The sequence below is a fragment of the Sulfurimonas marina genome (assembly GCF_014905095.1).
In the GTDB taxonomy this organism is placed as follows: domain Bacteria; phylum Campylobacterota; class Campylobacteria; order Campylobacterales; family Sulfurimonadaceae; genus Sulfurimonas; species Sulfurimonas marina.
Genome location: NZ_CP041165.1, coordinates 2,030,209 through 2,051,821, shown reverse-complemented (window position 1 = coordinate 2,051,821; position 21,613 = coordinate 2,030,209). Strand labels below are relative to the sequence as shown.

At 36.8% G+C, this 21,613-nt stretch carries 22 protein-coding genes; 18 read left to right on the top strand and 4 right to left on the bottom strand.

Annotated features, from left to right (window positions below):
- Positions 1 to 50 precede the first annotated feature (50 nt).
- The 9 genes from ccoN to FJR03_RS10410 all read left to right on the top strand — a co-directional run bounded on the left by ccoN (position 51) and on the right by FJR03_RS10410 (position 10,047).
- A complete protein-coding gene (ccoN, locus tag FJR03_RS10450) occupies positions 51 to 1,529 on the top strand; it encodes a cytochrome-c oxidase, cbb3-type subunit I (protein ID WP_193113450.1) in 1,479 nt (492 codons plus the stop codon).
- Between the two features lie 18 nt (positions 1,530 to 1,547).
- Positions 1,548 to 2,237, top strand: a complete 690-nt coding sequence (gene ccoO, locus FJR03_RS10445; protein ID WP_193113449.1) for a cytochrome-c oxidase, cbb3-type subunit II — start codon at positions 1,548 to 1,550, stop codon at positions 2,235 to 2,237.
- Between the two features lie 10 nt (positions 2,238 to 2,247).
- Positions 2,248 to 2,451, top strand: coding sequence for a cytochrome c oxidase, cbb3-type, CcoQ subunit (locus FJR03_RS10440; protein WP_193113448.1), 204 nt, complete (start codon positions 2,248 to 2,250; stop codon positions 2,449 to 2,451).
- A 9-nt stretch (positions 2,452 to 2,460) separates the two neighbouring features.
- The gene (locus FJR03_RS10435; protein WP_193113447.1) at positions 2,461 to 3,408 is read left to right on the top strand and encodes a c-type cytochrome; all 948 of its coding nucleotides are present in this window, start codon (positions 2,461 to 2,463) and stop codon (positions 3,406 to 3,408) included.
- Position 3,409: 1 nt separating this feature from the next.
- Positions 3,410 to 3,664 carry a DUF4006 family protein gene (locus FJR03_RS10430; protein ID WP_193113446.1) on the top strand — a complete coding sequence of 85 codons (255 nt, stop codon included), beginning with the start codon at positions 3,410 to 3,412 and terminating at the stop codon, positions 3,662 to 3,664.
- Positions 3,665 to 3,778: 114 nt separating this feature from the next.
- A complete protein-coding gene (locus FJR03_RS10425) occupies positions 3,779 to 4,489 on the top strand; it encodes a 3-dehydroquinate dehydratase (protein ID WP_193113445.1) in 711 nt (236 codons plus the stop codon).
- Positions 4,473 to 4,982: a FixH family protein gene (locus FJR03_RS10420; protein WP_193113444.1), complete on the top strand. Its 510-nt coding sequence runs from the start codon at positions 4,473 to 4,475 to the stop codon at positions 4,980 to 4,982. The genes FJR03_RS10425 and FJR03_RS10420 overlap by 17 nt, the downstream gene beginning before the upstream one ends.
- A gap of 2 nt (positions 4,983 to 4,984) precedes the next feature.
- Positions 4,985 to 7,330, top strand: coding sequence for a PD-(D/E)XK nuclease family protein (locus FJR03_RS10415; protein WP_193113443.1), 2,346 nt, complete (start codon positions 4,985 to 4,987; stop codon positions 7,328 to 7,330).
- Positions 7,331 to 7,332: 2 nt separating this feature from the next.
- The gene (locus FJR03_RS10410) at positions 7,333 to 10,047 is read left to right on the top strand and encodes a RecB-like helicase (protein WP_193113442.1); all 2,715 of its coding nucleotides are present in this window, start codon (positions 7,333 to 7,335) and stop codon (positions 10,045 to 10,047) included.
- Here FJR03_RS10410 and FJR03_RS10405 read toward each other — a convergent pair.
- From FJR03_RS10405 to FJR03_RS10390, 4 genes are read right to left on the bottom strand one after another with little or no spacing between them, the layout of a single operon-like run.
- The gene (locus FJR03_RS10405) at positions 10,044 to 10,895 is read right to left on the bottom strand and encodes an ABC transporter ATP-binding protein (RefSeq protein WP_193113441.1); all 852 of its coding nucleotides are present in this window, start codon (positions 10,893 to 10,895) and stop codon (positions 10,044 to 10,046) included. The two genes, FJR03_RS10410 and FJR03_RS10405, sit on opposite strands and share 4 nt — an antisense overlap.
- The gene (modB, locus tag FJR03_RS10400; protein ID WP_193113440.1) at positions 10,895 to 11,587 is read right to left on the bottom strand and encodes a molybdate ABC transporter permease subunit; all 693 of its coding nucleotides are present in this window, start codon (positions 11,585 to 11,587) and stop codon (positions 10,895 to 10,897) included. The genes FJR03_RS10405 and modB overlap by 1 nt, the downstream gene beginning before the upstream one ends.
- Before the next feature lie 3 nt (positions 11,588 to 11,590).
- A complete protein-coding gene (locus tag FJR03_RS10395; RefSeq protein ID WP_193113439.1) occupies positions 11,591 to 11,986 on the bottom strand; it encodes a TOBE domain-containing protein in 396 nt (131 codons plus the stop codon).
- Between the two features lie 10 nt (positions 11,987 to 11,996).
- The gene (locus tag FJR03_RS10390; protein ID WP_193113438.1) at positions 11,997 to 13,451 is read right to left on the bottom strand and encodes an OprD family outer membrane porin; all 1,455 of its coding nucleotides are present in this window, start codon (positions 13,449 to 13,451) and stop codon (positions 11,997 to 11,999) included.
- A 251-nt stretch (positions 13,452 to 13,702) separates the two neighbouring features.
- Here FJR03_RS10390 and rplM point away from each other — a divergent pair, with 251 nt between their 5' ends.
- From rplM to FJR03_RS10345, 9 genes are all read left to right on the top strand, one after another.
- A complete protein-coding gene (gene rplM, locus FJR03_RS10385) occupies positions 13,703 to 14,125 on the top strand; it encodes a 50S ribosomal protein L13 (protein ID WP_193113437.1) in 423 nt (140 codons plus the stop codon).
- 11 nt (positions 14,126 to 14,136) lie between these two features.
- On the top strand, positions 14,137 to 14,529 hold the full coding sequence (rpsI, locus tag FJR03_RS10380) for a 30S ribosomal protein S9 (protein WP_193113436.1): 393 nt from the start codon (positions 14,137 to 14,139) through the stop codon (positions 14,527 to 14,529).
- A 102-nt stretch (positions 14,530 to 14,631) separates the two neighbouring features.
- Positions 14,632 to 16,128: a peptide-binding protein gene (locus FJR03_RS10375; RefSeq protein ID WP_193113435.1), complete on the top strand. Its 1,497-nt coding sequence runs from the start codon at positions 14,632 to 14,634 to the stop codon at positions 16,126 to 16,128.
- Between the two features lie 58 nt (positions 16,129 to 16,186).
- Positions 16,187 to 17,557, top strand: a complete 1,371-nt coding sequence (locus tag FJR03_RS10370) for an OprD family outer membrane porin (RefSeq protein WP_193113434.1) — start codon at positions 16,187 to 16,189, stop codon at positions 17,555 to 17,557.
- The gene (locus FJR03_RS10365) at positions 17,557 to 18,207 is read left to right on the top strand and encodes an HAD family hydrolase (RefSeq protein WP_193113433.1); all 651 of its coding nucleotides are present in this window, start codon (positions 17,557 to 17,559) and stop codon (positions 18,205 to 18,207) included. Before FJR03_RS10370 ends, FJR03_RS10365 begins: the two co-directional genes overlap by 1 nt.
- Before the next feature lie 116 nt (positions 18,208 to 18,323).
- Positions 18,324 to 18,881 (top strand): pyruvate flavodoxin oxidoreductase subunit gamma, encoded by a 558-nt coding sequence (locus FJR03_RS10360; protein WP_193113432.1) that lies wholly within the window; start codon positions 18,324 to 18,326, stop codon positions 18,879 to 18,881.
- A gap of 10 nt (positions 18,882 to 18,891) precedes the next feature.
- A complete protein-coding gene (locus tag FJR03_RS10355; RefSeq protein ID WP_193113431.1) occupies positions 18,892 to 19,287 on the top strand; it encodes a 4Fe-4S dicluster-binding protein in 396 nt (131 codons plus the stop codon).
- Positions 19,288 to 20,511 (top strand): 2-oxoacid:ferredoxin oxidoreductase subunit alpha, encoded by a 1,224-nt coding sequence (locus FJR03_RS10350; RefSeq protein ID WP_193113430.1) that lies wholly within the window; start codon positions 19,288 to 19,290, stop codon positions 20,509 to 20,511.
- Between the two features lie 9 nt (positions 20,512 to 20,520).
- Positions 20,521 to 21,477: a thiamine pyrophosphate-dependent enzyme gene (locus FJR03_RS10345; RefSeq protein ID WP_193113429.1), complete on the top strand. Its 957-nt coding sequence runs from the start codon at positions 20,521 to 20,523 to the stop codon at positions 21,475 to 21,477.
- Positions 21,478 to 21,613: the final 136 nt, after the last annotated feature.

The window sequence follows — 21,613 nt, the reverse complement described above, 5'->3', positions numbered from 1 at the left end:
TAATTTTTTAAAATTAAGCTTAATTGCTTTGAATCTTAAGGAGGCTATATATGGAGAATCGTCCATTAGAGTACGACTATACGGTTGCAAAGATGTTTATGCTTACTACAGTTCTTTTAGGATTTGTAGGGATGCTCATCGGTGTAATTTTAGCATTTGAACTTGCTTTTCCTAGTATTAATACTATTTTAGGAAGTGGTTTAGCTGAATACACTAACTTTAGTCGTCTTCGTCCACTGCACACTGATGCAGTTATTTTCGGGTTTACATTAAGTGGTATTTTCGCTACTTGGTATTATGTTGGTCAACGTGTACTTAAAGTATCAATGGGAGAATCTAAATTCTTAATGGCTATTGGTAAACTACACTTTTGGTTATACCTATTAGTAGTTGTTGCTGTTGTAGTATCACTATTTGCTGGTGTAACAACTTCTAAAGAGTATGCTGAATTTGAATGGCCGATTGATATCGCTGTTGTTGTTGTATGGGTACTTTTCGGTATGAGTATTTTCGGTCTTATCGGTATTCGTCGTGAGAAGAGTTTATATATCTCTATCTGGTACTACATTGCTACTTTCTTAGGTATAGCTATGCTTTATCTATTTAACAACATGGAAGTTCCAACTTACTTTGCTTCTGGTGGTATCGGTGCTTGGTATCACTCTGTATCTATGTATGCTGGTACAAATGATGCGTTAGTACAATGGTGGTATGGACACAATGCAGTTGCATTCGGTTTCACAGTACCTATCGTTGCGATGATCTACTACTTCTTACCAAAAGAATCTGGTCAAGCGGTTTATTCTTATAAACTTTCTTTACTTTCTTTCTGGGGTTTAATGTTCGTATATTTATGGGCTGGTGGTCACCACTTATTATATTCAACAGTTCCAGACTGGATGCAAACTATGGGTTCAATTTTCTCAGTAGTTCTTATTCTTCCATCTTGGGGTTCTGCTATCAATATGCTTCTTACAATGAAGGGTGAGTGGCAACAAGTTGCAGCGTCTCCGTTAATTAAGTTTATGGTTCTTGGTTCTACATTCTATATGTTCTCAACTTTAGAAGGTCCGATTCAAGCGATTAAATCTGTTAATGCTATTGCACACTTTACTGACTGGATCGTTGGTCACGTTCATGATGGTGTTCTTGGATGGGTTGGATTTATGATTATGGCTGCGCTATATCATATGGCTCCACGTGTATTTAAACGTGAGATCTACTCTAAAAAGTTAATGGCTGCTCAATTCTGGATCCAAACTTTAGGTGTTGTTTTATACTTCACTTCTATGTGGATTGCAGGTATCACTCAAGGTATGATGTGGCGTGCTCACGATCAATTCGGTAACTTAGCTTACTCATTTATTGATACGGTAACTGTTTTACATCCATACTACACTATCCGTGGTGTTGGTGGTTTATTATACTTAATCGGTTTCGTAATGTTTGCTTATAACATCTACAAAACTATGTCTGCTCGTCAAGTTGAAGAGACTGAGCTTAAAAACGCTTCGCCTATGGGCGCTTAAGAGAGGGAGGATTATATTATGTTTCATTGGTTAGAAAAACACCCGTTCTTATTCTCTGTAGGTGTATTCGTTGTAATCGCTTTCGCTGGTTTGATCGAAATCGTTCCAAACTTTGCACAAGCATCTCGTCCTGTAGTTGGTACAGCTCCATATTCTACTTTAGAATTAGCTGGTCGCCACGTATACATTAAAAATAGTTGTAATGCTTGTCACTCACAACTTATTCGTCCGTTTAAAGCTGAGACTGACCGTTACGGTCACTACTCTTTAAGTGGTGAGTACGCATATGACCGTCCATTCCTTTGGGGTTCTAAAAGAACTGGTCCGGATTTAATGCGTGTTGGTAACTATAGAACAACTGACTGGCATGAACACCATATGAAAAACCCTGAAGAGGTTGTTCCTAAGTCAATCATGCCTGCATACCCATGGATGTTTGAAAATACTGTAGATATCGATACTGTTTATGCTGAGCAATTAACAGTTTCTAAAGTATTCTCTGTTCCTTATAACAAAGCAGTTCCAACTAAAGACGGTTCTGTAACTGTTAAAATGGGTAAAGATTTAGAAGATGCAAAAGCAATGGCTTTAGAAGAAGCAAAAATTGTTGCAGCTGATATGAAAGATCCAAGAGTTAAAGCAGCGGTTGAAGCTGGTGAGATTCCAGAGATCGTTGCATTAATTGCATATTTAAATAGTTTAAAATAAAGGGTTTGGTGTGGATATTACTGAAATTCAAGGTTATGCTTACTTTTTCTTTACAGTATTTTTAGTAGTAGGTCTGTATGGATATATATACCATCTCTACAAAAATAAAAAAGATGAGTCGGGTACTGATTACGAAGACTACAGTAATATGGCACTCAATGATGATATAGATGACACTCCAGTGAAATCTGTATCTGATAAAAAAGATAAATAGGAGAGATATATGAATAAGCTAACGCTTGGGGGAATTATCTTTGCTGCTCTTATGTTATTACTAACATACCTATCTGTTGGTGGTTCTAAGGGTGGATTAAATGATGATATCGTCAACATGCTTGCTGCTGCTGGTGCAGTTGCACTTGTAATAATTACAGTATTTGTTGTTATTAAGTATGTTCGCCAAATGCAAACTGATACTGCTACAGGTGAGCTAGCAGAAGAGTCTTGGGATGATATCGGTGAATACAAAAACCCAGTTCCAATGGGTTGGGCTATTATGTTCATGGGAACTATCATTTGGGGTATGTGGTATTTTGTAGCTGGTTATCCAGTAAACGCATACTCTCAAATCGGTGAGTACAATGAAGATGTAAAAGCACACCAAGATAAGTTTGAAAAGAAATATGCAGATATTAAAGGTAACGAACTTATCAAAATGGGTGAATCTGTATTTATTGCAGAATGTAAAGTTTGTCACGGTGTAGACGGTAAAGGTTTAGACGGTAAAGCTGCTAACCTACACGAAAGAATTTCTGCTGAAAATGTAAAACACGTAATTGAAAACGGTTCTGCATACGGATTACTAGGCGAAGGTTCTATGATGCCAAATCGTGATGGTCTATTTAACGCTAACACTAATGCAAACATTACTGATGCAGAGATTGAAGCTGTTTCAAACTATGTAGCTAACGGTATGCAAGGTGAAGGTGCTGACGTTTTTGCTGGTACTTGTGCAATGTGTCACGGTGCTGATGGTAAAGGTGTTGAATATATGGGACCAAACATCGCTGTATTTGATTCTGCTTTAGTTGTTAATGTTTTAGCTCATGGTAAAAAAGGTGCTATCGGTGCTATGCCATCATTTGCTAGATTAAATGAAAAACAAAGAGAAGCTGCAGCTGCTTACATTAGTGCAGGATTACCTGATACTGATGATTTAGAAGGAGAATAACATGAATGAAAATAGAAGTGTTTTCGCTCTTGACGGTGTAACTGGTATGTTGATTGCAACTGTACTACTTCTTAGCATTTTAGGTTTTTTAACTTACAATGCTATTGTTGTACAAAATGCAAACTCAAATAACTTTTACGAAATTAAAAATGAAACTGCAATTGGATCAGGTATCGGCTTCGGTACACAAGCTGATGGTACACCTCACGTAACATCAAAAGCTGAAGACCATGTCGTACCAGTTGAAGTTAAATAGGAAAAGGGGTAAAGAATGGAAAAAGTAATTTCATGGAGCCTTGTTGTAATGGCTGCGTACACACTTTATGCTGTTGTAACTCCTAACCATTTATATATTGGCTAGGAAGATTCATTGAGAATTTTAGCAAGAGGGCTTTTTGCCCTCGTCCTCACAATTTTATTTCAATCACAACTTTTTGCAGAATATTTATATAAAGATGAGATAGTTCATCGTGAACCATTTACAAAAGATATAGAACTTCTGGGATCTGAACTTTATGCAAAAACAGGTATTTCACTTAAGCTTGTAATGTTGAAAGAGCTACCTGATAATCAAGATATGTATAAGTATGAGCAAGAACTACTTGCGACATTTAAAGAACCTACAGTTTTACTGATGTTTTCGGAGATGGATGCACAGGTTGATATTCAAGTTAACGATAACACTTTATATAAGTATTTTCATAGAGATCAGGTACTTAGTCCTGTTTCATCTGCTGTACAGGCATTTTTAATTGCTGTAGTATATGCAGACAGCTGGGAAAGTTTTAATAAGCTGCGTAAAGACTATGGCGGGACTATTTTACCTCTTTTAGCGGGAAAAGCTAAAAATGAGCAGATCGTTGGGAAATATGCGGCATCTATGTACAATGGTTACTTAGATATTGCGCATCAGATCGCAACATCTAAAGAGGTGAAATTAGAAAATGACCCTGGTGATGCAAATCAAGAGACACTGTTCTGGGTAAAAGTGTTTTTCTACGGTTTTGTTTTGTATGGTATAGTTCTATATATTAGAAAAAAAATAGAATTAAGAAGGCTAAAAAATGAGCAAGCAGAGTAGCGGTAAAATCTGGCCGTATATATTAGGTGGCTCAATTACTCTAGTTTTCGGAATGTGTGTAGCAACTATTATGGTTACAAGTAAGGCAGACATTCAAGAAAGCAATGCATATATGAGCAAATATCAAGAAGCTGATGCAAGAGCAAATGAGTTTATCAACGCACAGATCAATTTTGATAAAAAATACAATATTGAATATATAACTGAAAGTATTGGTGTTGAAAAACCGCAAATAAAATATAAAATTACAGATAAAAGCGGTAATTTAATAGATAATGCGGAAATTATTATAGATATCTCTCGTCCGGAGACTGAAAAGTTCAATCAGCTTTTAGATGTTTTTACGGTAAAAGAGGGTGTATATACATTTGAAGGTGCTACATTTCCAAAAGTTGGTGTGTGGAACATCATTGCTCGTGTGCAAGTTGGAGATGATTATAGATTTTACAACTTAAAAGCAGATACTCGAATAAAAGAGGTATTTGAATTTTAACTATGGATAATAGTACCGTAGTTTTTTCTTCTTCTCGTGCTATTAGGCACGAGCAACTTAAAAACAAAAATCAAACACTTTTTCTCCCTGACTATATAACTATGAGTGAGTTTATCTCAAAGTTATGTGTCGTTTCGGGATATAAATATATTGACGATGACAGTCGTATATTATTACTTTTACAGGCTTCCGATTTTGAAGGATTCTCAAAACTCCAAATTGAGCGTAACTTTTTTACCTTTACAAAAAACAGTTCTTATATATTTAAATTTTTTGAGGAGCTCAGTGCAGAGCTATATGACATCAAAAAACTGCGTGATGCCGACTTGTATGCAGAGTATGAGGAGCATATCACTATCTTAGAAGAGCTTTATAGACGTTATGAGCTTTTGTGTGATGAGCAGAAAGTACTAGATAAGATCTTTTTACCGAAACTTTACAAGTTTAATGCTAGCTATTTAAAAGGTAAAAAGAGCATAACTATAAACCTTGACGGATACCTTACAAATTTTGAGCTTGAACTCTTGAAGCAGGTCGCATTATTAACAGAGTTAAAGATAAAGTTTTTCGCCAGCCCTTTCAATACCAAAATGCAAGAACAGTTTAGAGAGTTAGAGTTTGAACTTGAAGTAGGGTATGAATACCTTTTAAACCTCTCAAACAAAGAGATACTCTCACAAACTAAGATTGAAAAGATAGATGCAATCTCTTGCGAGAGTTTCAGTGAAGATATCTTACAGATCGCATTTATTCAAAAGAGGGTGTACGACTTTATACAAAAGGGATATGAAGCTGAGAAGATAGCTGTAATTCTTCCAAATGAATCAAAAGCGGAGCTGCTCAAAAGTTTCGATCGCAAAGGGAATTTCAACTTTGCAATGGGGACATCTTTTAGAAACTCTCAGATTTATACCCTCTTAGATGCAAATATAAAAGCGTTAGAGCAAGATTCACAAGAGAACATACATAGAAGTAAAAGATTCGGTAAAGAGCTCTCAGAGATAATTATAGAGATGTATGGGGCACGTGATAACTTTGCAGTGCTTGAAGAGTGTTTCTATAAGCTGCGTGAGTTTATAACAGATAAGACGGAACTAAAGATCTACGACAAAGAGCTTTACACCTTTTTAAAAGTACTCCCTTTTATGAAAAACATGGGCTCAAAGTCTATTTTGAACCTTTTTATGCAACGCCTTGGCAAAACAACTATAGATGACGTACGCGGTGGTAAGATAACCGTAATGGGTGTATTGGAAAGCCGTGGAGTTTCTTTTGATGCAGTTGTGATCGTTGACTTTAACGAGGGGAACGTTCCGAAAAAAAGTGACAAAGATATGTTCTTAAATACTAGCATCAGGGAAAAGGCATCACTTCCAACTATGTCTGATCGGGAAAACCTCCAGAAACATTACTATAATATGCTCCTTATCAACTCCAAAGAGGTTGCTATCTCTTATGTAAATGCAAGTGATACAAATCCGAGCCGCTTTTTAAAACAGTTAGGGATAAAAGAGAAGAAACATTACGATGAACATAGTTATGCACAGTTGCTTTTTAATAAACGTACAGCCCCTTTAATAGAGTCAAAACCATTTACCGTGCCATATAGTTTCCACGGGCAAAAACTCTCAAATACGAAGCTTAAAACATATCTGACGTGTAAGAAGAAGTTTTATCTAAACTATATGCTCAAACTCCAAGATCACAAGATTCCAAAAGATATCCCCGAAGAGTATGAGATCGGAGAACACGTTCACAGAGCATTATGCAATCTCTATACAAAAAAAGATCATTATTTAGATGTTCAGGAGTTGCAACGTGATCTTGAAAAAGAGCTCGATAACGTGTGTGAGGATAGTGAGTTTATTCGTTACCAGATCGCACTGCAAAAAAGGGTACTCCGAAAGTTTTGTGAAGTGGAGATAGAACGTTTTAAACAGGGGCAATATGTGTTTAAAACGGAAGAGCCACTTGAGCTTGAATATGACGGGCTTATCCTTAGCGGTGTGCTTGACAGAGTGGACCAGAGCGAAGAGGGTATGAGTGTACTTGACTATAAAACAGGTTCCTACACACTTTACAATAAAAACAACGTCACCGAAGCAACGGATTTCCAACTGGAGTTCTACTATCTTTTAGCAACAAAACTCGGACGTGTAAAACAGTGTGCCTTTTACGATCTCAAAGAGGGTAAAGTGGTGGATGAACTCTTTTTAGAGCAGAAGATTGCACTTTTACAGTCCCATATCCAAGACCTTTTACTTGTTGAAGATATAGAAGTCAAAGAGTGTGAAGATCCAAAAGCGTGTCAATATTGTGCTTATAAAATTTTGTGTGGTAGGGAGTAGGGATGAGTAATTTCATAAACAATCTAGCCTACGAAGCGAGTGCGGGAAGCGGTAAAACTTTTATGCTTGTCGTGCGTTACCTCTCTTTACTTTTCAAAGGGGCTGAGGCTTCTAAAATCTTGGCACTTACCTTTACAAACAAAGCGGCATCGGAGATGAGTGAGCGTATTGTTGAGACTCTCGAAGAGCTTGAAAACAGAGGTGAACTTGCAGAGATCGCAAAAGTTACCGGTTTTTCCAAAGAGTATCTTTTAGAGCATCGAACACAGATCTTAAAAGAGTTTTTAAGTGCAAATACCAAGATTATGACGATCGATAGTTTTTTCACTCACATACTTCGTAAGTTCTCTTTATACGCTTCATTGATGCCGGATTTTACAACAGCCTCTGCACAACATGAACACAAACTGATGAGCCGTTTTCTGTCTGAAGTAAGCGTTGCGAATAAAAGAAATGTCTTAATCGATCTAAGTCTTGAGTCGAAAAAAAGAGTGAGTGATATCTTTACCCTTTTAAACCAGTTTTATGAGAAAAAAGAGGAACTTTCAAACTTCTCTTATACAAAGAGCTTTGACAAAAGCTATGAGGCTAAAGCACTTGAAGCATTAGAAAATATTCAAAAGATCGTTGCGGGATGTAAAGGTGCTTCGGCTACTTTGCAAAAAGCGGTTAACGTGGATGGCTTTGAAGCACTAATTAGCACCACTTGGGTGTATCAGGAGACTTTAGAGTACTGGGTATTTAAAAAGTGTTATATCCCTGAAATGGATAGCAATCTGCAGGTGATCCAAGAGGCTATACAGGAGTATTTTCACCAGAGGGAGCAGAACTTCTTTTACGCTTTAAACGAGCTGGTAGAGCTCTATAAAAAATCGAAAAAAGCGCTCTATATAGATGACAGTGAACTAAGTTTTTCAGATGTAACGCTGTTAGTATATGAGATTTTACACCGTTTAGATGACAGCGAGTTTTTATACTTCAGACTTGATTCTACGATCACACATATGCTCCTTGATGAGTTTCAAGATACAAGTATCATTCAGTATGAGATCTTAAAACCGCTTATCAACGAGATCACATCGGGAACGGGTGTTTCAGAAGAGGGAAGTTTTTTCTTTGTAGGGGATGTAAAACAGTCTATCTACCGATTCCGCGGGGGAGTTTCAGCGCTCTTTGGGGAAGTGGCAAAACAAAACGCCACTCAGGTGGATAAACTTCGTACAAATTACCGTTCACAAAAAGAGGTTGTAGAGTTTGTTAACAACACTTTTATTAAGAAGATAAAAAACTATACCCCACAACTTGTACGCGATGAAGCTGTTGGCGGTTATGTCTCGATCAAAACTAACGATGAGGTTTTAGAAGAAGTTTTAGAACAGGTACAAAACCTTTTAGCACTCGGTGCTGATCGTGACGAGATCGCAATTCTTTGTGCAACCAACGGTGACGGGGAGGCGGTGAAAAACCTTCTTGACGGTAATGGGATAGATGTTGTAACCGAGACAACGACAAAGCTTATCAATCAACGCAGTGTGAAAGCTGTTTTGGAGTACTTGAAGTATCTTTATTTCGGAGAAGAGCTTTACAGACATAACTTTTTTACCCTGATATCACGAGAGCTTGAACCGATCGAGAGAGTTGATTTTAACAGAGTGAACCTCCTTGATGTTATTAAAAACGTTATAGACAGATATGAGCTCTTTGAAAACGATTTTCACCTGCTTCGTTTTATGTCTGCTGTGCAAAATTACCAAGATATAGAAGCGCTTCTGTTTGAGTATGAGCGTTTAGATGTCTCGGCAGCTGCAAGTGACATCAGCGGTGTAAGGGTGCTTACTATTCACAAGTCAAAAGGTTTGGAGTATGAGCACGTGATCGTGATGGACAGACTCAAAAAAGCACCACCATCTCGTGATAGCATCATCTACAAATATGATGGTATCAACTTACAGAGTATCTACCTGAGAATAAGCGGCAGAGACAAGATAGATCTTGATTATGCAGAAGCACTTGCGCGTGAGAAAGCTTTGATCGAAGAGGATAGTTTAAATGCCCTTTATGTTGCTTTTACAAGAGCGCGTGAAAACCTCTTTATCGTGAAAAAAACTAAAGATTCGCTCTTTGATCTTTTAGAGTTGCAAGATGGCTCTTTCGGTGAACTTCACTGTGAGGTAAAAGAGAAGAAGAAACAGGTGCAATACGGGGAGTTTCACTATAAAGATCTTTATTACGGTACACAGGCAGAGATTCTCGCGTTAGAAGAGGAAAAAGAGGAGGACCTGGCAAACATCAACTTCGGACTTGCCACGCACTATACACTTGAGATGATGGACTCTTTTGATGAGGTGGCAATTGAAGGCGCTTTAGATATGTGTGCGAATAAGTTTGGATTTGCTTTAGAAGAGGGTGAGTTTAGTGAGCTCGAAAGACGGGTTAACGCACTTGTACAAAATAGAGAATTTTTAGATCTTGTTGATGGAGTGCATTACAAAGAGAAAGGGATTAAGTATAAAAACAATCTCCGCTATATTGATCTCCTTGTGAAAAAAGAGGACTCGTGGGTAATCATCGACTACAAAACGGGTGAACAGTTTGAAGATGAGTACAAAAAACAGGTAAAAGGGTATATGAGAGCTGTGAGCGAGATCACCAACGAAAAAGTTGAAGGGTACCTGTGTTACCTCTTAGGTAACGGAATCAAGCTCAAAAAAGTCTAAGCTTTTATGATCGGTGTAAATGCTTTTGTACTTACGTTGATCGCTTGACCGATGGTGAGGTTTTTTATCTCCTCATCACTTACAACAACCTCTACAAGTTGTTGTCCGATCGAGATAATGGCAATGTTTATGACATCTACTTTTATGATGTCTAAAAGCTCCCCGTCAAATGAGAACTTTGCACTTCCTGTAGTTTTAAGGAGTATCTCTTTTGGTGAGCCGTCATTTATAACTTTCCCCTCATTTAAAACAATCACCCGTGATGAGAGTCGATAGATCTCACTTGGATCGTGACTTACCATAATGGTTGTGATATTGAACTCTTTATGAAGTGTCAGTATCTCGTTTTGCAGTTTTGTCCTCATAGCGGGATCAAGTGCCGAAAGGGGCTCATCAAGAAGTAGAATCTTCGGTCTGTTCATAAGAGAACGGCAAAGGGCCACGCGTTGTTTCTGTCCGCCGCTAAGCTTATGTGGAAGTCTGTTTTTAAGTTCGGTAAGTTCTGTGACTTCTAAAAGATGCTCTGCAAGGGTTTTGTCTTTGTTTACAAAGAGAAGGTTTTCCTCTACACTCATATTTTCAAAGAGGGCATAGTCTTGAAATACAAATCCAATCTCTCTTTGCTGCGGAGCAAGGTTGTTTTTACGATCGAGCCAGATTTTCTCATCTACTGAAATCTCACCGCTTGCTTGTTCAAGTCCTGCAAGGATTCTAAGCAGTGTAGTTTTTCCGCTTCCGCTTTTTCCGCTTAGGGCTACAAACTCACCCTGTTTAATGTGAAGTTTTACATCAAGGTTCATATCTCCTGACGCACCTTGAAGTTGTTTTGTTATATCTATATTTACCATTAATGAATACCGATCTTATTTTGATATCTGCGATTGAAAATGTAGACACTTAAAAGGACACAGAAACTAATAAACACCATAATAGCCGAATAGATATGCGCCATTGAATAGTCCATAATCTCTACCATCTCGTAGATAGCAACAGATGCAACTTTAGTCTCACCCGGAATACTTCCCCCAACCATTAGAACCACACCAAACTCCCCTACAGTATGTGCAAAAGTAACGATAACAGCAGTAAGTAGTGCCGGCTTGATATTTGGCAGAGCTACTCGTAAAAGGGTTACAGTTTTACTTTTTCCCGCTATATAGCTAGCTTCAATCATGTTTTTATTAAGAGATTCAAATCCCCCTTGAAGAGGTTGCACCATAAACGGCAGAGAGTAAAAAGCACTGGCAACCACTAAACCGGTAAAAGAGAAAACAAGTTTAATGTCGAAAACATCCTCAAAAAATGCACCGATAGGTGAATTGTGTGAGAGTGCTACAAGTATATAAAATCCCAGTACTGAAGGTGGCAGTACTATTGGTAAGGCAGTCAAACTCTCTAAAAAAGGTTTGAATTTTGAACGTGTTTGTGAAAGATACCAGGCAAAGGGTAAAGAGATTATAAACAGTACCAGTGTAGTAATAGCTGCAAGTTTAAAAGAGAGTATAAAAGGCTCTAGATCAAGCTCATATAATAGGTTCATATTTTATAGTACCGATGAGATAGATAAATCACTTTCGTTAATTAGTGCAATTATCTCATCTCCTTCTTGTAAATTCATCTGTTTTGCTTTGTGAGTTGTCATTAGTGTCTCAAACTGGTAGTCAAAAAAATCAAGTTTCACACTTGTTAAAATTTCTCCAAACTCAATAGATGAGATTTGAGACGGTAATTGATTTGAGATGCTTATCTCTTCTGTACACTCTTTTGTTAAAGTTACATTTGATGGTTTGACGCAGAGTTTTACATCTGCACCAACCTCCACTTCATCGCTTAACTCTAAAGAGATCATAGATAGATTGTGCCCTTGAAACGTTAGTTTAACAAGGTGTAAACTCTGTACCGATTGTATATCTATGATCGTTGCGATGAAGTCACTCATAACTGTTCCTTTAAAAAGTGTAGTTAAACTCTAATCTTGAGTCTATACTATCTGTTTGTGCATCAGCGTCTTGAATATATTGTTTATAACCAAAACGTACACGATATTGAAATTCAGGATAGTTTTCTAGGTTTTTGACATATCCCGCATAGTAATACATATAATCATCACTCGAAGTTTTTGCATGATCACCATTTACATAAAGTATAGATGTTTGGATGAAACCATCTTTATAAACACCTGTTTTATTATCACCTTTAACTAGCTCAATTCTATAACTTTTAGTATTTGCTGTCCAGTTATAGATCGCCATACTTCTTGTATATCCTGCAGTTGGGAATCCTCTCCATGGAGTTACTAGATCTGCTTTGTCTAAAATATTTGAATATCCCAGATTGATTTTATAATCGTCAAATTTTGTAACAACTTTTGCAGCAATCATTTGTGCATCTAAAGAGTTTGCGTCTTTATAGCCAGTTGGAGTTCCATCTAAAGCAGCACCACCAACTGCACCTGCTCCATTGTCAAACTGCTGGATATATCTTACACCGGGATTGATCGAAAAAGTTCCCATATCTATTTTATAGTTTAACTCACCCATCGCTTGAGATAAAAGTTCAGGTACTATATATCCTGCAAAATTTATTTGTAGATTTTCAATAGAGTTGTTTTGCGCATCGAGTACAATTAACGGAGCTGTAGTTGATTTTCCCGCATCTCTAAGTGCTGTATATGTTAAACCCTGATGCATACCAGAATCATCATTACCAGTATATTGGGGGCTTTGAGCACTTGATGCATTTGCATCACCATACATAAGTACTGAGTGAAAATTTTTATGATCTCTTAACTTTTGTTTTGTCAAGTATGCCAGTTTAACTTTTGTGTCTTGAAGATCTTTAGACTCTAGAACAATACCTTCAAAAGTATTTGGAATCATTTTCGTATCATTTGATTTTGTATAGAATGTTTCAACAATCTGGCGACCTAAAATCAGTTTTGTTTTTGAATATTTGTATGAGATATTTGCCTGTGCAAAAGTATAAAGAGATTTTGAACCTGTATTTACGTAGTCAAATCTGCTAAGCAAATCTTTTCTGCCTCCAAGATTACTCACAGTTTCTGCACTATCGTTAAAAAATGCATAAGTTCCATAAGAACCAATCGTAAAGTCAAAACCGTTATAGTTTGCACTTTTATAAACTAAACTTGCACCGACACCACTTACAAGAAAATCTTTATTTGGTTTAGAATCATCGTACCAAAAATAAAAGTTATTGTTTCTTAGTCTTCCGTAGAAATTTCCCTCTTTAAACATATCTTTAATACTGTTTACATCTTTTTGTTTCTCAAAATAAATCATTTGACCATTTGATTTAATCGCAGATTTTGGTGTCTCTGCTATAAGTGCAGGTGTACTTAAAAAACCACAAGCAATAGATAAAAAAGCATACTTTTTAAGCATAATATTACTTTCCTTTAATTTTATATAATATAATTGATTCTCGATTATACAAAAGTTCTACTGAAAAAAACATTATGTCTTTTAGTATATAACGATAGTTTTGTTCAGTTTATGGTAAAATTTCAAAACAAACTTTCACAACGAACTTATTAACAGTTCTTAAAATCTTATAATTAACTTAAATTAAGTAATTTATAAGTTTATAATTGTATACTTCCACCACTTAAAATATAAACTTGAAAGGTTCAAGAATGAAATTTACTAAAATTGCTTCTGCTGAACAGATCGATCAAAAATGGGTTTTGATTGATGCAGAGGGTAAAACATTCGGTCGTTTAATCAGTGAAGTGGCAACAACTCTTCGTGGTAAAAACAAACCATGTTATACTCCAAATATCGACTGTGGTGACTACGTAGTTATCATCAATGCTTCTAAAGTAAAATTTAACGGTTTAGGTAAAATCGCTAATAAAGAGTACCACTCTCACTCTGGTTACTTCGGTAGTACAAAAAGTGTTAAAATGACTGAGCTTTTAGAGAAAAACCCTGAGAAACTATACAAATTAGCTACTCGTGGTATGCTTCCTAAAACTAAGCTTGGTGCAAAAATGCTTAAAAAATTAAAAGTATATGCAGGTGACCAACATCCTCACACTGCACAAATTGCTAAGTAAGGACTCATATAATGGCAGAAAAAATTTATGCAACTGGTCGTCGTAAAAGCTCAATCGCTAAAGTTTGGTTAACTCCAGGTAGCGGTAAAATTACTGTAAATGGTCTTTCTTTAGACGCATTTTTAGGTGGTCTTGAAGCGAAAAAACTTCGTGTTAAACAACCACTAAACATTACTAAACAAGATGGTGCTGTAGATATCGTTGCTACTACTTTAGGTGGTGGTTTCGGTGGTCAAGCTGACGCTCTTCGCCACGGTATTTCTCGTGCATTAGTAAAATTTAACCCAGAGTTAAAAGCTATCCTTAAACCTGAAGGTATGATGACTCGTGATTCACGTGTTGTTGAACGTAAGAAACCAGGTAAAAGAAAAGCACGTCGTTCTCGTCAGTTCTCAAAACGTTAATCGTTTCTTCGAGAAAACTTTTCTTACAACTTATCCAGAGTTTTTCTCTGGATATTCTCTCTTTCTATTTTTCCTTTTAAATTTTTTGTATATAATGCCCCAATGAAATTTCTAATAATATTTATTTTTACATTCAATCTTATAGCATCAACATTGCATCTTGCAACTTCGGCAAACCCTTCAAGACTAAACCCTTTGCTTGCAACTGATTCCAGCTCGGGAGAGATCGCGGGATTTATCTTTAACGGTCTTTTAAAATATGACAAAGACAATAAAAATATCATCGGAGATTTGGCTCAAAACTACTACTTTAAAGATGATAAAACTTTAGTGTTTGAGTTGCGAAAAGGTGTAAAGTGGCATGATGGAGAAACCTTCAGTGCAAAAGATGTACTTTTTACGTACAAAACTCTGATATCGGACAAAATCTCTTCTCCTTACAGTTCTGGATTTCGCTTTGTAGATGATGTGAAAATTATTGATGACTATACGGTTGAAGTAAGTTATAAAAAACCTTATTTTAAAGCATTAGAGACTTGGATGATGGGGATTATCCCCGAACATATTTTAAAAAATGAAAAAAATATGATGAGTTCCAAGTTTAATACAAATCCGATTGGGACAGGGGCTTATAAACTTGAAAAATTAGAGTTCTCAAAAGATATCGAACTTACAGCATTTGACGAGTATTTTGAAGGGAGAGCAAAGATCGACAAAATTGCTTTTCATGTGATCGCAGATTCTATGACAAGTTTTCTGATGTTAAAATCTTCTAAGCTCGATCTCGGTTCACTTGAACCTATGGCGTATGAAAGACAGTTAAATAAAGAGTTTTTCAATAACTTCAATATTTATGAAAAAATTTCACTCTCATATACTTATCTCGGATTTAATTTACGAGAGGAAAAGTTTCAAAATCCGGATGTAAGAGAAGCTCTCTCTTTAGCAATAGATAGACAAGAGTTGGTAGATATTCTTTTTTTTAAACATGCTAAGGTTTGTACGGGACCGTTTTTACCGGGAAGTGCAGCTTTTAATCCGGATGTAAAAGCACCGAAGCAAGATATACAAAAAGCAAAGCATCTACTTAAAAAAGCAGGGTATGATGAAAACAACCCTTTTACTTTTGAGATAGTAACTTCAAACTCGAGTAAGATTAGACCATACGCGGCAGAGATTCTGCAACACCAATTAGCACAGGCAGGAGTTATCGTAAAGCTCAGAGTAATGGAGTGGCAGGCATTTTTAAATACAGTAGTATTCCCACATAAGTTTGATGCCGTACTTCTTGGCTGGGGACTCTCCCCTACACCTGATCCGTACATGTTCTGGCATAGTGATAACGATAAAACAGGTGGATTTAACCTTGTAGGATATAAAAATAAAAAGATAGATAAGATGATCGAAGAGTCACAGGCTATGGTTGACCGAAAAGCATTGGCAAAAGTGTGGCAAGAGATGTCCTCGATCATAACTAATGACAATCCCTATCTCTTTTTATATATTCCAAACTCAATAACTGCCGTCAATAAAGATATAAAAAATATTGAACCTGCCCTTAGCGGAATATGGCATAATTATATCCGATGGGAAAAATAAGAATTTTTTAATCATAATTTCACTAAAATCGCCGCTTTTGAATCATATAGGGGAAATAATGAATAAAAAATTACTAGGAAGTTTACTGGTTGCGGGGAGCTTATTAACTGCGAATGAAGTAAACAGTGTAGAGAAGATGTTTACAGAGGGGAATGTAAACGCAAACGTAAAATACTACTACATCCAAACAGATAAAGATACATCTACTTCAAGTACATCAGCCAATGCCAACTCACTTGGTGGGCAACTAACATATGAAACGGCACAGTTAAAAGGGTTTAGTGCCAAAGTTACATTTATGACAACGAATGGTTTTTTTCTTAATAATGATGTAACAAAAGTAGATACTTCTATTCTTGGGAAAGATAACGGTACATATTACAGTGATCCTAACAGAGCAGATGATTCTTTCTCAGTGCTTGGTGAAGCGTATATTAAATACACATACGACAATTTAGCATTCACATTTGGTAGAGAAGTGATGCACTCTCCACTGGTAGATGCTAAAGAGGTAAGAATGCTTCCATCTGCTGTTGAAGGTGCATTTGTAGATTATAAAGTGAATGATGAGATTGCCCTCGGCTTTTCTTACTTAGATAAATTTAAACAAAGAACGTCTGACAGATTTACAAAAATTATTGAGCATGCATTAGGTGCAGATACAGTGGCAGTCACAGGTTCTGATAACGGGAATGTTTATATGCTTGACGGTGTATTTAAAACAGATAAGTTTGAGGTAAGAGCATACGAGTATTATGCTACTGACTTTATGAATTCAATCTACTTAGATGCAAAAATTACGCAGAAGTTTGACAATGTTGCAACAACATTGGCTGCACAGTATATTAATCAGTTTAGTGTTGGAAGTGCCGATGATTTTTTTGCAGCAAATGAAACTTATTCAGATGGCAAAATAGCAGATGGAAAAATAAATGTAAATGCTTTTGCGATCAAAGCAACTGCGAAAATTGACGAGTCTGCATTTACACTTGCTTATTCAAATGTTTTAAGAGATGAAGGTTCTCACGATTCTTTAGTATTACCGTGGGACGGTACTCCGCTTTTTACAAACATGATCACGTCAAACGATCTTTTCCAGTCTATTTACGGTTCGGCTCTTAATGCAGACAGTGTATATATCGGTGGTTCACAAGGGGTTAAACTTGCATATGCACAAGGTTTTGACTTTACTGGCTATAAAGGATTTTCAACGACTCTTTCATTTTTAAATACTACAAATTCAAGAGCAGGATTTGATAAAGACCAAAGAGATTACAATGTAGTGCTTGGATATAAATACGACAAACATTTTTCTATAGCACTAAAAGGTATCTGGGTAGAAAATAACAGCGGTATCTTAAAAGACGGAAATATGAAAGAACAAATTAAACTGGCGCAATACAGAGTGATTGCAAACTACAAATTCTAATGATTATCCTTTTCGATTTAGACGGTACCCTAATAGACTCGACTGAGGCTATTTTAGAAGGGTTCCACCACTCATTTGACTCTCATAACCATCCCCATCCAAGCGACGAAGAGATAAAAATATTGATTGGACACCCTTTAGACGTAATGTTTAGTGATCTTGGTGTAGCACAGGAAAGGGTTTGGGATTTTGTTGACACTTACAAAGAACATTACAGAAAAATTTCAACACTAAAGACTGAACTTTTACCGCAGGCAAGAGAAGCTGTGGAGCTGGCAAGTCAGTTTGCAGAGCTCGGTATTGTTACTACAAAGACAGGAAAATATTCTCAAGTGCTGATGGAGCATTTCGGAATCATGGAAAAGTTTCAAGTTTTAATAGGGCGTGAACACGTTGAAAATCCAAAACCTCATGCAGAACCGATACAAAAAGCTTTAGAATCTTTCTCAAATATTCAACAAAAAAATATTTGGATGATAGGGGATACTGAACTAGATCTAATAAGTGCTCAAAACGCTTCGGTTAATTCAATAGGCGTTTTAAGCGGATATGGGGTAAAAAATACTCTAGAAAAACACACTAAAACCATTTTTAACAACGCGTATGAGGCGATTAAATACCTAAAGAGTGTAAAAGAAACACACAATTAACTTGTAAAGTAATCTATATTATATTATCAAGCTATATTTAAGTGCATCTTTTCTAAAATACTAACATCTAAAAGTATAGAGAAAATCACATTTCTCGAAAAGATTAAGGAGAATTTATGCTAGAAATCAGATGGCATAGTCGTGCTGGTCAAGGTGCCGTTACAGGTGCTAAAGGTTTAGCGGACGTAATTTCTACAACTGGTAAGCATGTACAAGCATTTGCATTCTATGGTTCAGCTAAGCGTGGTGCTGCAATGACTGCGTACAACCGTGTTGACGATGAGATGATTATGAATCATGAAAAATATATGGAACCTGATTATGTTTTCGTGATAGACCCAGCATTAGTTTACACATCTGATGTGACTATTAACCACAAAGATACAACAAAATATATTATTACAACTCACATGACTACAGAAGAGTTAAAAAAGTCTCAGCCAAAGCTAGCAGATAAAGAAGTTTATACTGTTGATTGTATTAAGATTGCACAAGAGACTATCGGTCGTCCTATTCCAAATACGCCGATGCTAGGTGCTTTCATGAAAATTTCTGGTATGTATGACATTGAATTCTTCAAAGAAAGTATGCAAAGAATTCTTGCAAAACTACCACAAAAAATTATCGATGCAAATATGGTCGCTATTCAGCGTGCATATGACGAAGTAAAGTAAGGAGCGTATAATGGCAAATACAGGTTGGAATGAATTTGAAATAGGAGCTATGTTACGTTCTTTTGACGGTGGTATTGATGATATCGCCGGAACATTACAAGAGGATCGTAATTATTCTCAAAACAACTCTTTCTCTGCATCTGTTGCAGACTGGAGAATTGAAAAACCGGTTTTCAACAAAGACTATTGTATCGATTGTCAATTTTGTTGGATCTACTGCCCGGATATCTCTATTATTTCTAGAGATAAAAAAATGGTTGGTGTAGATATGGACCACTGTAAAGGTTGTGGTATATGTGTTGAGGTTTGTCCAACAAACCCTAAATCACTTTTAATGTTCCCAGAGCACGCAGACGAAGAGACTGAGATTGCTAGATGGCCAGAGAAAGAAACTAAGGAGAAATAGATGGCATTTGATAAAATGGAATTAAGAGACATTGAAGTATGGGATGGAAACTTCGCTGCTGCTCAAGCAATGAGACAATGTCAAATCGATGTTGTTGCTGCGTATCCTATTACTCCTTCTACTCCAATTGTTGAAGGGTATGCAAAATTCTTAGCGGATAACTACGTTGAGGGTGAATTTGTTATGGTTGAATCTGAACATGCAGCTATGTCTGGATGTATCGGTGCTGCAGCTGCGGGTGGTCGTGTTGCTACTGCAACATCTTCTCAAGGTTTTGCACTAATGGTAGAGACTTTATACCAAGCGTCTGGTATGCGTTTACCAATCGTTTTAAATGTTGTTAACCGTGCACTTGCTGCTCCGCTTAACGTAAACGGTGACCACTCAGATATGTACCTTGGTCGTGATTCTGGTTGGATTCAATTTGATGCTTACTGCCCACAAGATGCTTATGATTTAAACTTCATTGCATTTAAAGTTGCAGAAGATCATGATGTAAGATTACCGGCTATGGTTCACCAAGACGGTTTCATGACTTCACATACTGCACAAGGTGTAAAAACTTTAACTGATGATCAAGGGTATAACTTTGTAGGTGACTTTAAACCTATGAATGATATGCTTGACTTTGAACATCCTGTAACACACGGTGTACAAACAGAGGAAGATTGGCACTTTGAGCATAAAGCTCGTCAACACAATGACCTTATGACTAAAGTACTTCCAAAAATTCAAACTGCATTTGATGAGTTTGAAAAATTAAGTGGTCGTAAATACAACATCGTTGAAGAGTACGATATGGCTGATGCTGATGTAGCAGTTGTATGTATGGGTACTTCAGTTGAGACTGCTCGTGAAGTTGCAACTGAGATGAGAGCAAAAGGTATCAAAGCTGGTGTTGTTGGTATCCGTGTTATTCGTCCATTCCCATTTGAGCAAATTAAAGCGGCACTTAAAGATGTGAAAGCTATTGCAGCGTTAGACCGTTCATCTCCAAATGGTGCTCCAGGTATGTTATTTAACGAAATTGCAGGTGCATTATTCAACACAGATACAAAAGCATTACTTTCTGGTTATGTATATGGTCTTGGTGGTCGTGACTTAACAAAAGCACATTTAACTGATCTATTTACTGAACTTCAGGCAAATGTTGATGCTGGTAAAGTTACAACTCCATTACAACAGTTTATCGGTGTTCGTGGACCGAAACTATCATTTTTATAGGACATTATCATGAGTGAAATGAAAAAAATTAAAAACTTAAAAGAGTTCTCAACTTCAGCGGATAGATTTGAAGGTGCTAACCTTCTTTGTCCTGGTTGTGCTCACTCTATCATCGTTCGTGAAGTTTTAAATGCTACAAACGATGACTTAGTACTTTCAGCTTCAACGGGATGTCTTGAAGTTTGTACGGCAGTTTACCCATATACTTCATGGGATGCTTCTTGGATCCATATCGGTTTTGAGAATGGTTCAACTGCAGTTGCTGGTGCTGAAGCTATGCATAAAGCACTTGCTCGTAAAGGTAGACTAAAACAACCTGATCGTAATCCTAAATTCGTATCTTTCGCGGGTGACGGTGCTTCTTACGATATCGGTTTCCAATGGATCTCTGGTTGTATGGAACGTGGTCATAACATCATGCACGTTGTTTTAGATAACGAAGTTTACGCAAATACAGGTGGTCAACGTTCATCATCTACACCAATTGGTTCAAGTTCTACGACAGCTCCAGCTGGACGCGTATCTTACGGTGAAAAACAAAACAAAAAAGATATGGTTTCAATCATGGCTTCTCATGGTATCCCATACTCTGCACAAGTTGCTCCAAATAAATGGAAAGACATGGTTAAGAAAATCCAACACGGTTTCGCAGTAGATGGACCGGTATTTATCAATGCTGTTTCACCTTGTACAACTGAGTGGAAATTCGATCCAAAAGATACTATGTACTTAAGTGATTTATCAACTGACTCATTAGTATTCCCACTATATGAGATCATTGACGGACATGAGTTAAACATCACTTACCGTCCTAAAAATGTTGTACCTGTTGAAGAGTACTTAGCGGCTCAAGGTCGTTTCAAACACCTTTTCAAAGATGAGTACAAACACCTTATCAAAGAGTGGCAAGATAGAGTAGATGCTAACTGGGCGTACTTAAACCGCCGTGAAGAAGCTCGCGTTTAATAGCGAAGCTTTAGCTTTCACGCATCTTGCACCAGATGAGAGAATGGCAGGCTATTAGCCTAGCCTTATCTCTCCTCAGGCACAATCTATATAAAATCTAAAACTTCTTAGGTTTTCTTCCAAAACTTTATAAAAT